Source organism: Bacillus sp. C1 (genome assembly GCF_054570475.1).
Genome location: NZ_JBTMZT010000002.1, coordinates 292,407 through 305,247 on the forward strand (window position 1 = coordinate 292,407; position 12,841 = coordinate 305,247).

Here is a 12,841-nt window from a genome sequence, read left to right on the forward strand (position 1 = left end):
TAGTTGGATTAAACGCCCTTCTCAATGTGAGCGGGGTAGCGGATTATTTACAATTATAAACCACGTAAACGCTGCTCAATTTGCTGAGCTGTTATCATATCGTACAGTTGCATGAATGCTAAAAGTCCATATGCCTGTTGTTCTTCTATTTCTTGTGTGACAAAGTTTATGTCTCGAAATAAGTTTAAATCCATATACATTTCTAGCGTTTTCATCGCTAGAAACTGATTTTTATGCTCTGTATTGTAAAACAGTTCTTGTAAGGCGTGGATCGCACTGGCTATCATTTCTTTTTTCATATAATCGACTCCGTTTTTTTTTTTTTTGTTAACATAAATGATATCGATAATTGTATTTCATAAAAAGTATAGAGTCAATAAAAACGTTACCGGTTATGATAACGAAATGAGTGTGAAAGTTTGATGATGGCTGTCTTATGGTTGATATGTAAGCCCTTGTAAGCCCCTTATAACCCCATTCCAAACCCCTACCAACAAATAAATCACTAAAAAGAAACAAAATAAAAAACAAAAAAACTACTACAAGCAGTGCTTTTAAAGAAAAGTAGTCGTAGTAATAAAAAAATATAAAATAATCCCGCCAAAATTCTTCACTAAGCCCTATATACATGATGGAATCCGAATTTACATATGTTTCATTAAAGGAATGGGAGGAATAAACATGGCGATATACCGTAATGTACAGGTGAGTTTTTGGCAAGATGATTTTGTACTCGATTTAACACCGGAGGAGCGGTATTTTTACATATATTTGCTGACTTGTTCGAAGACGACGCAGTGCGGGATTTATCCGCTTCCGAAGCGTTTGGCAGAGATGGAAACCGGTTATAACAGGGAGACTGTTGAGAAATTGCTGCATCGGTTTATGGAGTATGGAAAGATACAATATGATGCAAAAACGAAGGAGTTATATATTTTAAATTGGCTACGTTATAATCCGGTTACGAATACGAACATGGAGAAGTGCGTGCTTCGTGAGCTGAAGGCTGTGAAGAGTAAAGAGTTTGTACATATGTTTCTGCAAAAATGTGTAGAGGAAGAAATGAATATTCCGTTATTACTAGAACATTTTGATATATCGATTGATATATCTGATATTGTACCTCAAGAAGTGTTTCAAGGTGAGGAAACGGCTGAAGAAGTAGATGAAGTGGAACCAGGGAGCGGTGTGTTCACGTTTTATGAACAACATTTTGGTAGTTTGTCGTCTTATGCGGCAGAGGAATTAAGTGAATGGATGGCGGATTTGTCGGAGGATCTTGTGCTAAAAGCACTTCAAATTGCGTATGAAAATAATAAGCGGACAATTGCGTATGTGAAGGGGATTTTACGTGATTGGCACGGGAAGGGATATACGAAAATCAGTGAAGTTGAGGAAGCGGCAGCGAAATTTCGGAAGAAGGAATCGTCTACTAGTTATGAGACGGAGAAGTTTCTCAAGGAGTGTGAAGAGTGGGAGAAACAAGTGGCGTCTGAGGAAGAGCTTCAGAAGTTCCTTAAGGAAGAGGGATGGCGGCCATGAGTATTCAACATATTGAGGCGGAACAGATGGTATTAGGTTCTTTGCTTTTGGATGGGGAACTGATTGAGGAGTGCCGGCTAACAGCACAACATTTTTCGACAGCTGTGCACCGAGCGGTATTTAAGGTGATGCGAGAGATAGAAGGTGATGGGCGACCAATTGACCTTGTTGCGCTTATGTCTAAGATGGAATCCGGTTTTTTGAAGCAAGTGGGCGGGATCGAACATTTTGTAAGTATGATGGAGAGTGTTCCGACTACGACTAACTTCTCTTATTATGAGGGGCTTGTTCGAAGTGCGTGGAAAATGAATCAGGCAGGGAGTGCAGCGCATAACATGTGCGAACGGCTTCTTGCGGAGAAGGATGAAAAAGTAATTGGTGAAACGATTACCGCGCTTTGTGAACTAGAGGAAGAGGATTGTACACTCGATTTTGATTTGAAGGATACGTTAGTCGATCTTTATGAAGAGCTTCACCAAGATACAGAGGAGCTTATCGGTATTGAAACAGGTTTTTCAGTGTTAAATAAGATGACGTGTGGTCTACAGGAAGGAGACTTCGTCGTGATTGGGGCACGGCCTTCTATGGGGAAAACGGCGTTTGCTTTAAATATTGGGCTTCATGCGGCAAAATCGAATGTAGCGGTTGGAATGTTTTCTTTAGAGATGAGCAATAAGCAACTTTTGAAACGAATGGTTTCTTGTTTAGGTGAGGTGTCTGGAAAGCGGCTAAAAAATCCGAAGCACCGCTTTACGATAGAGGACTGGGGAAGAACGAGCCGGACTTTTGCGGAAATTGGGGATTTGTCGATAGAGATTTATGATAAGGCCGGCGTTACAATGCAAGAGATTTGGGTGCAAGTACGGAAGCTGAAACGAAAGTACGGCGATAAAAAATTGCTTGTAATGATTGATTACTTGCAGCTGATTACAGGTAATTCGACCTATAGAGGAAACAGGTTTCAAGAAATGAGTGAAATTTCCCGTAAGCTGAAGTTAATGGCACGTGATTTAAATGTGTGCGTCGTAGCATTATCTCAATTATCCCGCGGGGTGGAGTCACGTCAAGATAAGCGCCCGCTTCTATCTGATTTAAGGGAGACAGGGCAGATTGAGCAGGACGCGGATTTGATTATGCTGATGTATCGGGAAGATTATTATGATAAAGAGACGGAACAGAAAGATATAACAGAAATTCAAATTGCAAAGCACCGGAACGGGCCTGTTGGACTGATGAAATTACGGTTTTTGAAGGAGTACGGGAAGTTTGTGGAGGAGAAAGGATGAGTCTTTTAAAAAGAAAAAGGATAGATGCAGTAGTATGTTTTACTACCATCTATCCTTTTTGTCTTATAAATTATTGTGCTTTAAATTCAATTACTTGCTCTTGAGTGATTGGTTGACCATTTAATAGCCTTTTTGCTGTTATGTAAATAATGGTTTTCGTAGAGTCTTCCAGCTGACCAATTGCATACTTTACATTTATGTTATCGGTGGTTAGTCGCCACTGTTCACCATTCCATCTGCCAATTATTTTTTGACCACCGTCAGCTGGGATTTTATCATCATAATTTAGTGTACCAAACTCTGTTTTTACTGTATTGCTAGCAAAGTCAATTTGAACTTTGTTTAATAGTTTGATTGAAGAACTCGTTTGAATTTCATATACATTGTCACTGATCTTTTTGAAGTGAATTGTTCCTTCTTGACCTTTAACAAGTTTCATATATTGATCAGATGATAAGAACAGTTCATTACGGGTAATTGACTTAAGGGATACCAGGCATAAAGGTATAGTAGATGGGTTTGGGTGGTTTATGGAGGATGGTTAAAAATAGCCAAGTGAGTTCCGCGCCTAAAATAATCTTGATTTTTCCAGACAGTTTGGATAGGTGTAAAAGATATACATCTATTTGTTTGTTAGACAAGTATACAAACAAAAAAATATTTATGTAATAAAATATACTATACTCTATTAAATGAAAGGAGATAACAAAGTTTGGAATTAAAAAAATTTGTTGATTCTCTTCTGATTCCCTCCATAATCAAACCAAAAGGAACATATCAAGGAAAGCCGCTTTATGATGTCTGCATGGTTGAAACACTACACAAGTTTCATAGAGATTTACCTAAAACAAAGGTATGGGGGTATAACGGGGCAGTACCTGGTCCAACGTTCGATGTTAAAAAAGATCATCCTGTATATGTGAGATGGACAAACGATTTACCTAGAAAGCATTTTTTACCAGTCGATAAAACCGTTCATGGAGCCCATGATAATCCAGAGGTACGGACCGTTGTCCATCTACACGGAAGTCCAAGCGAACCAGATAGTGATGGTCATCCTGAAGCATGGTTTACGAGAAACTTTCAACAAACCGGTCCTAGATTCGTGAAAGAGATTTATCATTATACGAATCAAGAACGAGCGACAGCTCTTTGGTATCATGACCATGCACTTGGGATTACTCGTCTAAATGTGTATGCAGGTCTTGCCGGCCTTTACTTGATTCGCGATAAGGAAGAAAGCTCATTTCGGCTTCCGAAGGGTAAATATGAGATACCGCTTATTGTGCAAGATAGATCCTTTAATCCAGACGGGTCTCTCTTTTACCCCGCTCAACCAGACAATCCATCCCCGGATTTACCATTCCCTTCTATTGTTCCTTCGTTTTTAGGGAATACAATTACAGTTAACGGGAAAGTATGGCCATTTTTAAAAGTGGAGCCCCGCAAATACAGATTTCGTTTATTAAATGCTTCCAATACTCGAACATATAAGTTCCAATTGAGCAACCTTAGTTCCTTCTTTTTAATCGGAACTGATGGGGGGCTTCTTAAACGACCAATTAGAGTACGAAGTTTGGATGTTTCACCTTCTGAACGTATTGACATCATTGTTGATTTCTCAGGTTTAGAGGGGAAGAAAGTAGTATTACAAAATGGAAGTGACTTAGAAAGTCCAACTGGCGAGGTAATGGAATTCCAAGTAACTAAGCCTTTATCTTGCCCTGATAAAAGCAAAATTCCATGTCTTTTAAGCAACATTGACTTTATTCCATTAGAAAAAGTTAAAGTAAGAAAAGTGAGACGTTTAACATTAAGTGACTCAGAAGATGAATTTGGGCGTCCTATGCTTTTATTAGATGATAAAGAATGGAACGATCCAGTGACAGAAACACCATTACTTAATTCTGTCGAAATATGGGAGTTAGTGAATTTAACCGTTGGAATTCATCCTATTCATATACATCTTGTTAATTTTCGTGTCCTTAATCGTCGCGACCAGAACGGAAGATTGTTAGACCCGCTCCCAGCTGATTTCGGTTTAAAAGATACCGTTCTAGTAGAGGGGGAACAAACCGTTCGAATCATAATGAAGTTTGAGCCATTTTCTGGAGACTATGTATGGCACTGTCATCGTTTAGAGCATGAAGACCATGACATGATGAGACCGTTAAAAATCATACCTTCCAATCCAAATAGACACAAATTAAAATGATGGATAAAATTCATTAGGAAACGGACTTTCAATAACCTTTAAAATCGGCTGAAGAAATAAGTTGTTCCTGTGTTATCTTCCCGCTTAACTTTGCTTTAATCACTCTTTCCATTTCTAAAGTTGCCTGAGCTGCTTCAAAGGCCTCATTTAGCTCTTTTTCGTTTTTAAATCTCATAATGAGGTAACACCCTTTTAAATAGTCATTATCTACTTCAGCCGCTTTGTTAAATAATCGTAATCCATAATAAGTATCACTTCGCATACATTCAATTTATATCTTCTATTAATAGAAGATATAAATTGAATGTGTGATAGATTTTTAACGCGTTTACTTATTTAGCGAGTGACTAGAAAACTTGAAGGTGAACGGTAAATATTTCCTCTGAATATTTACTTCTTGTAACAATTGTACGAGTTTCCTATTCATATTAATCATATTTTTGTAATTTTACATACAGAAAATATTATTATTATATAACTATATTGGTGGTTTTGTGGTAAAACCACCACTTTTAGCAACGTTGTATTAACTAAAATGAAATGTAAATGAAATATATTCTATGATTCTGTAACGAACTAATGGCTAATTATAATGATGAAAGTCAATAAGCCTCCTGCATACAGGGGATTGAAAGCATCTTTCTGTTGCTTCTATTATTGTTACAAAGTGTTAATGTCATATTACGAATCGTTTGTAATTCTATGATTTACCCATATCTCAAAAAAATGATTGTTATAATGAGGATGCGAAAACAAATGCAATGGAGGCTATTATGAAAAAGATAATTGGTGTAGCAACAGCAGCGGTTTTTGGTCTTGGGATTTTCACAACATCAGCTAATGCAGAAACTGTCGTAACAACTGATGTATTAAATGTAAGAGAAGACTCAACTACGAAATCAAACATTGTCGGTAAATTACTAGATGGATATAAATTAAATGTTATACATACAGAAAACGGATGGTCAAAAATCAATTTAAATGGTAAAGAGGCGTTCGTAAGCGCGGACTTTACAAAGGATATCTATTATGTAACAGCAAACGTATTAAATGTACGTGCTGAAGCAAACACAGACTCAGAGATTCTTGGTAAGTTGAAAAAAGACGATGTAATCGAAACAACACATCAAGTACAAAATGATTGGTTACAATTTGAATACAACGGAAAAACGGCTTATGTACATGTTCCTTTCTTAACAAGTACAGCACCTGTTAAAACGCAAGAGGTAGCTAAGGTTGAAAAAGTAACAAAAGCGAAAGAAGTAGCAAAAGTACAAGAAGCAACAAAAGTGCAAGAAGTAGTGAAAACTCCAGAAGTAGCAAAAGTGCAAGAAGCAGCAAAAGCACAAGAAGCAGAGAAAGCGAAAGAAGCAGCAAAAGTACAAGAAGCAGCAAAAGTACAAGAAGCAGAGAAAGCACAAGAAGTAGCAAAAGCGAAAGAAGTAGCGAAAGCACAAGAAGTAGCAAAAGCGCAAGAAGCAGAGAAAGCGCAAGAAGTAGCGAAAGCACAAGAAGTAGCGAAAGCGCAAGAAGCAGAGAAAGCGCAAGAAGTAGCGAAAGCACAAGAAGCAGCAAAAGCGAAAGAAGTAGCGAGAGCGAAAGAAGTAGCGAGAGCGAAAGAAGCAGCGAAAGCACAAGAAGCTGCGAAAGCTCAAAAAACAGAAGCACAACAATCTAATGTGAAGTCAACTGAAACAAACGAATCATCTGGTGCTCGTGAGTTAACAGTTGTAGCAACAGCATATACTGCGGACCCAAGTGAAAACGGCGCATACGGTGGTCGTGTATTAAGTGCAATGGGTCATGATTTAACAGCAAATCCAAACATGAAACTAATTGCAGTTGATCCGAAAGTAATTCCATTAGGATCAAAAGTATGGGTACAAGGTTACGGAGAAGCAATTGCTGGTGATACTGGTGGTGCAATTAAAGGTAATCGTATTGACGTTCTAGTTGGTTCAAAAGCTGAATCTAGTAATTGGGGACGTAAAACGGTTAAAGTGAAAATTTTAAATTAATCTATTGTTTATGATAAAGAAGCTAGTTCTCTTTCATGAGGCTGGCTTCTTTTTTTATGTCTAAGTACGACAGTTCCTCTTGAAACGCTTTGTGGGTTAGGTGTCGTACAATTCATCAAAAGAAAAAGGATAGATGCAGTAGAATGTTCTACCACTATCTATCCTTTTTGTCTTCCTATTACAATACCACTCACCACATATAAAGCAGAAGCAATATAAAAAATGGTACCAATCGTTAAGAAATCTACTAGATACCCTGTTGCAATAACAGCTACTGCTCCGCCAATTGAAGTCCATACGTGGTATTTTCCTATTTCATAGCCTGCTTCTTTACTTGCTACTTGTCGTGCAAGCGATGTTTTTTCTGTGTTACGTTGCACAGCACCTAAGCAGCCCATTATAATTTGCAGAATATAAACGTGCCAAACTTCTGTAGCAATTGGAAAGAAAAGCATTAATATCGCCATAGACCAAGCGTATACAAGTAATAACTTTTTATCTCCAACTCTGTCAGATATCTTTCCAACTAGTGGATACACTAAAGCCGAAGTTAACGCAAATAAGCCATATGCCCAGCCGAATTGGGAGAAACTATCTCCAACATTTCGAAGCAATAGTATGTAAAAGGGGAATACCATACTACCGGCCATCATAATTATACTTTGCGAAGTTACAAATCTTCTATATGTCATTTACTGTACTCCTTATAAAATAAATTCACAAATCGTTCCCCTGAATCAATTTCCTTCTTTTTTTGAAGAAATTCTTCTATACGAGGATATGCCTTTTTAAGCTGCTGCTTTGTCGGATAAGAATAATACGGTAAATAATAACTTCCACCATGCTTTAAAGTAACATTTATCATCTTTCCTAACACTGCTTTCGTTCTCTTTATTTCACTCTCCGAACGTCCTTGATTAATAAGAAGCACAAGGGCAAACATATCATCCTTTGCGTAGGATAAAACCGCATTTTCATTTTTTTCTACATAACGGATCGTAATGTTAAGAAGGTTTAATTCTTCTTTCGTTAATACACTTCGCAAATCATCTATATACGCTGTAAAGTGATTGATAGGTACAAAGTATTCTTGTAAAACTTCTGTTTTATTTGGATTTTCGTATTCCATAAAAGTACTATCTGATCGCATTACATTATTTCGCGTTTCATATGTTCCATGTATGCGTTCCATGTAGTTCCTTTGTATATCCCAAAACGTATTCTTGCCCCAGTCACTATACCTTGATAATCCAAGGAAAAACTTCGGCGCAGCAATAATATTTTCTTCCTTGAGTTTGCTGTATTCTTCCCGTTTATTTTGGTTCTCTGCTAAAACATAATCTGTTACATACATTTCTTTTAAAAATGAGTTTGGAGCGACAGAAATACGCGCTAAGTGCATACGAACATTCTCGTCCGTTTTCACCTTTTCTTTAAAATAAGCTGTATACTCCTTATAATCTAGCGTTCTCGTCTTTATTTCATATAGTTCGTCATCTGTTAACTGAAGTGTCACATCTAAGATCACGCCGAATAATCCGTAACCTCCAATAACATAAGGAAACAAATCAGCATTTTCTTCTCTGCTTACATTTTTAACCGTACCATCTGCTGTTATCAATCGAAATGATTCTACTGTATCAATGAGTGCTTCATGCCGAATATCACGTCCATGTACATTTACACTTAACGAACCGCCAACTGTAAAAATATTTTGAGACTGCATCACTTGAACAGCAAGACCATATGGATTTACTTTCCTTTGGATATCGTCCCATGTCGCGCCGCTTTGCACTCGAATTCTTTTCTTCTCTGGATCAAACTCTAATATTTTGTTATATCCTTTCATATCTAGCACTGTACCATTTGGATAATAGGTTTGTCCGCCTTGACTATGCTGCATGCCAGCAATTGAAATCTTCTCACCTGAAGCATTTGCATCTGTAACTAGCTTTGTTAATGTTTGCTTATCCTCCACATTTTCAACGCGCTTAATCTTTGTAGGAAGTAATCTACCAACATCGCTAATAGTAGGATTGGTTACCTGTTTTGTATATGTATATACAGATGATGTAAATAATAAGGCGTATACAGTAACACCTATCATAATTGTTCGTTTTTTCAACATACACGCTCCTTTTTAGTTATCATATAAAGAATTTAATGTATATCCGAGATTTATATTATAGCTGTTTATAATAAGGAAGGAACATTATATAAATAAAAAAAGCGCGTACCAGATGAGAAATATCCTCTGTGATAACGCGTATATCTTGAAAGCTATTAGCAGGGGAGGAGTGTCCCCTTTATTTTACATTATTGCACACCACTCTCTAAAATAGAAAATGTCTTCCTTTCACAATCAATTTCTGCCATAGCGCCATAAGGTAAAATAAACTTAGGTTCAGTATGACCGAAATTTAAATTATAAAGAATTGGCAATTCTTCTAAATGATATTCTTTCATAACCGTTAAAATTTCACGTTTATATTCTTCATAATACGTTTCGTCTTTTGGTTTACCGAAAATGATGCCATTTGTGTTTTGTAAAATGCCTTGCGCCACATAGTTTCGTAACCAGTATCTTATATAATTCGGATCTGGTTTGTCTTCAGATGTTTCAAAGAATAGAATACTGTTTTCCCAATGTTTTTTCTCTGGCCAAAGTGCTGTTCCTTTTGCGAATTCTAGCACTTCTATACAACCTCCAATCAAACGGCCTTTTCCAGTGCCTGAGCCTTGAAGAAGTTCGTAACCAGTATTTTGCTGCATGATGCGACGTGTATGTTTATTTGATTCAATCCATTCTAAACGCTCACTCGTCCATTCTGAAGCTGGCTCAATTTCGCCAATCAGCTCATTTGAAAAAAGCGTTCGATTCACCATTTCAAGTGTGTATGGGTGCATTTCAATATTTTCAGCAAAATCGGTTAAAATGGCTGGACCGTAAAAAGAAGAAAGACCTGCTTTATGACAAAATAAATGGGGAATGGTCACATCAGAGTAGCCCATAAAAACTTTTGGATTTTCACGTATGACAGCAAAATCAATATAAGGAAGGAGACGGATACTATCTTCTCCGCCAATATTGGCAAAAATCCCTTTCATGCTTTTGTCTTGAAAGGCTGTCATTATATCTAGCGCACGGGCTTGTGGATTTTCATAAGTATACTCTGAACCTTTCAAACTATTGGGCATAGGTACAACAATAAGCCCAAACACTTCTTCTAATCTTTTTACGCCTTGTTCATAACGCCACCTAAGTTCCGGATCACCTGCGCCTCCCCAAGAAGGACTAATGGTTGCGACGCGATCGCCAGGTTGTAATCTTTTCGGTTTTCTTAACACATGAACTCCCGCCTTTATATCATTTGATTTACTATACAATTTGTATAGCTGAAACACATAACATATGACTTTTTTCTACATAACAAAAAAATTCCCTGCTAGTAGGAAAAGGAGAAAGTGGATGAAATATTTTTAGTTGCGACATCGTCTATGATTGAAAGCAGAAAGAAACTTTAAAAAATTAAACCTATTAAATATTGTGTACAAGATGGCGGATTCCAAAATAAGTAAAGTGTATCCTTGCTTTTATCAGTAACTAAAAATATAATGATAATGATTATCAGTACCAATAAGATTAACAACAATGCTAATTTTTGCAAAGATAGAAAAATATTTTAGAGATGGCAAGATACGTTAAAGAAAGGTGGGTACATATGTCTAGAGAAAAACCACTTTGTATTGGATTATGTTTGATTCCAGGTAAAAGAAATAAGCAAGATCCACAAATAGAAACAGCTATGGATAAAATTTATAGGGCAATGGATGAACAGATTAAATTGGCACAAAGGGCAGAGAAAGCGAAATTAGATTTTGTTTTTAAAGCAGATTATTTATTTGCACATCCTGATATGATTGCACGTACTAGGGACACTGTAGTTGTAGACCCAACACTACTGTTTACAGCGATTGCGCGTGAAACGCAAAAAATTGGATTGGTTACGACTGCTTCTACATCATTCAATCCGCCATATATATTAGCAAGGCAATTGCAATCTTTACATTGGATTAGCAATGGACGAGCAGGGTGGAACGTTGTGACGTCGGTGGATGGTGCTGAAAACTTTGGAAATAGAGGGATGCCACCTTCTGAAGAGCGTTATGCTAAGGCGGCGGAATGTACAGAAGTGGTGAGGAAGCTTTGGAGAAGTTATCCATATGAAGTTTTGCAAGCAGAAAATGAAGAAATAGCGGCAGTTATTAAAGAAATGGTAAAGCCGATTGAGCATGAAGGGGAATTCTTTCGTGTAAAAGGGGCACTTAACATTCCTGCCCATCCGTCAGGGGAGATGCCTTTATTTCAAGCGGGAGCTTCAGAGTCTGGGCGTAACTTTGCGGCTTCTATTGCGAATGGGATTTTCGCTGCGATGCCAGATGTAGAAATAGGGGTTGAACTGCGTAGAGATTTAAGAGAACGAGCGACGCAAAATGGCCGTGGGCCCGATGCAATTCGCGTATTACCTGGTTTATATTTCTTTATAGGCGATACGCATGAAGAAGCGAAAGAAAGGCATAGGAAAGCTCACGGGCATCTTACGTTAGAGTGGAGATACAATTCGGTTGAAACAATTCTTGGGTTGAATCTGAGAGAACTTTCATTAAATGAGAGAGTAACCGCAAATATTTTGCCGGATGTGAATCAACCTGTACGTAGTAAAACACATGCAAATTTATTAAGACGATTTATTATCCAACATGAACCAACTGTTGAACAATTACTTGAAAGACCAGAAGTGGTCGGTGCTGCGCATTGGGTCGCGATTGGAACACCGGAAGAAGTCTTTCAGCAAATTATGGAAAGAGTTGAAGCGGGTGCAATAGACGGTTTTATCGCGATTCCAGGTGGACCTTCTAAATCGTTAGATCTTTTCTTAAGTGATGTAATCCCTTTATTTGTGAAAGCTGGTTTATTCCGAAAAGACTATACAGGTTCTACTTTACGTGAGCATTTAGGAATTCCAAAAAGTGAATGTCTTGAAGTTTAAGCTCAATTTTTAGAAAAACTACAAAAGCATTTAGAGAAGGAATAGAATGGTAGAGTTTATCATAGTATGGACGTTTTATATAAGCGATTGTGAGTGTCAATAAAGATAAATAGCAAAGCTCGCCTTTTTGGCGAGCTTTTTGTTTAAGTCAATTTTTTTCACCTGGATTATGAAATGGGAAAATGTTATGTAATTCAAGTAAAAGTCGTCCTGTACGTTTTACATGCATTGAATTTTCACGCTGTGCTGTATATTCTGCAAGTCTCCAAGATGGTAAGTCTTCGCCTTCGTTTGGCAAATCATAATCTCCACCGCCTGCATCAGATAGACGATGGAGAACGGCGTTCATAGCTGACCTAGCTATCCAGTACGCAAACAAACCGATTTTTTCAGGTGGAATCCCTGCTTGCACCATTTCTTTTAAAATCAAATCGTCTGCATCGGGAGTTGCTTGTTCATTAGTGCGTTCAATCGAGCGCTGAACCCAGTCTTCGCTGTTATATAAATACGTATCTAATGCCTCTTGTAGCGGTCTTAAAAAACGAAAGCTAGCAAGAACAGCTTCTTTTCCTTCTATCTCATCTTCCGCCCAATATTCAGGGGACTCCACGCCAAATTCTTTTAAAATGTGGGTTACAGTTTCTTTCGTAGGTTCCTTTTTCAAGTCTTCTAAAAGGGGGATTAAATTATCCTTCATATAATCCATATGGCCCTCCTTTATCTATATTT

11 protein-coding genes and 1 pseudogene are annotated in these 12,841 nt (G+C 37.6%); 5 read left to right on the forward strand and 7 right to left on the reverse strand.

The window, feature by feature from the left end; all coding sequences use genetic code 11:
* Window positions 1-53: 53 nt before the first annotated feature.
* Entirely contained in the window at window positions 54-299 is a 246-nt protein-coding gene (locus tag ACX5JI_RS08015; protein WP_459500562.1) for a hypothetical protein, read from the reverse strand.
* Between the two features lie 382 nt (window positions 300-681).
* On the opposite strand from ACX5JI_RS08015, the gene ACX5JI_RS08020 reads away from it, so the two are divergent.
* Entirely contained in the window at window positions 682-1,542 is an 861-nt protein-coding gene (locus ACX5JI_RS08020) for a DnaD domain-containing protein (RefSeq protein WP_459500563.1), read from the forward strand.
* Window positions 1,539-2,828: a replicative DNA helicase gene (gene dnaB, locus ACX5JI_RS08025; RefSeq protein WP_459500564.1), complete on the forward strand. Its 1,290-nt coding sequence runs from the start codon at window positions 1,539-1,541 to the stop codon at window positions 2,826-2,828. Before ACX5JI_RS08020 ends, dnaB begins: the two co-directional genes overlap by 4 nt.
* Window positions 2,829-2,898: 70 nt before the next feature.
* On the opposite strand, the gene ACX5JI_RS08030 is transcribed toward dnaB, so the two are convergent.
* Window positions 2,899-3,267 (reverse strand): hypothetical protein, encoded by a 369-nt coding sequence (locus ACX5JI_RS08030; RefSeq protein ID WP_459500565.1) that lies wholly within the window; start codon window positions 3,265-3,267, stop codon window positions 2,899-2,901.
* Between the two features lie 273 nt (window positions 3,268-3,540).
* Here ACX5JI_RS08030 and ACX5JI_RS08035 point away from each other — a divergent pair, with 273 nt between their 5' ends.
* On the forward strand, window positions 3,541-5,043 hold the full coding sequence (locus ACX5JI_RS08035) for a multicopper oxidase family protein (protein ID WP_459500566.1): 1,503 nt from the start codon (window positions 3,541-3,543) through the stop codon (window positions 5,041-5,043).
* 28 nt (window positions 5,044-5,071) lie between these two features.
* Here the strand turns inward: ACX5JI_RS08035 and ACX5JI_RS08040 are convergent, their stop codons facing one another.
* On the reverse strand, window positions 5,072-5,305 hold the full coding sequence (locus tag ACX5JI_RS08040; RefSeq protein ID WP_459501076.1) for a hypothetical protein: 234 nt from the start codon (window positions 5,303-5,305) through the stop codon (window positions 5,072-5,074).
* 440 nt (window positions 5,306-5,745) lie between these two features.
* Between ACX5JI_RS08040 and ACX5JI_RS08045 the strand changes: the two are divergent.
* Window positions 5,746-7,061: pseudogene (locus ACX5JI_RS08045) on the forward strand (SH3 domain-containing protein).
* Between the two features lie 158 nt (window positions 7,062-7,219).
* On the opposite strand, the gene ACX5JI_RS08050 reads toward ACX5JI_RS08045, so the two are convergent.
* The 3 genes from ACX5JI_RS08050 to ACX5JI_RS08060 form a co-directional block, all read right to left on the reverse strand.
* Complete coding sequence (locus ACX5JI_RS08050) at window positions 7,220-7,753, reverse strand: MFS transporter (RefSeq protein ID WP_459500567.1); 534 nt, start codon at window positions 7,751-7,753, stop codon at window positions 7,220-7,222.
* Window positions 7,750-9,189, reverse strand: a complete 1,440-nt coding sequence (locus tag ACX5JI_RS08055) for an FAD-binding oxidoreductase (RefSeq protein WP_459500568.1) — start codon at window positions 9,187-9,189, stop codon at window positions 7,750-7,752. Before ACX5JI_RS08055 ends, ACX5JI_RS08050 begins: the two co-directional genes overlap by 4 nt.
* Before the next feature lie 188 nt (window positions 9,190-9,377).
* The gene (locus ACX5JI_RS08060) at window positions 9,378-10,409 is read right to left on the reverse strand and encodes a S66 family peptidase (RefSeq protein WP_459500569.1); all 1,032 of its coding nucleotides are present in this window, start codon (window positions 10,407-10,409) and stop codon (window positions 9,378-9,380) included.
* A 374-nt stretch (window positions 10,410-10,783) separates the two neighbouring features.
* Between ACX5JI_RS08060 and ACX5JI_RS08065 the strand changes: the two genes are divergently transcribed.
* Window positions 10,784-12,112: an NtaA/DmoA family FMN-dependent monooxygenase gene (locus tag ACX5JI_RS08065; RefSeq protein WP_459500570.1), complete on the forward strand. Its 1,329-nt coding sequence runs from the start codon at window positions 10,784-10,786 to the stop codon at window positions 12,110-12,112.
* Window positions 12,113-12,260: 148 nt separating this feature from the next.
* Here ACX5JI_RS08065 and ACX5JI_RS08070 read toward each other — a convergent pair whose 3' ends face one another.
* Entirely contained in the window at window positions 12,261-12,818 is a 558-nt protein-coding gene (locus tag ACX5JI_RS08070; protein ID WP_459500571.1) for a hypothetical protein, read from the reverse strand.
* Between the last annotated feature and the right edge of the window lie 23 nt (window positions 12,819-12,841).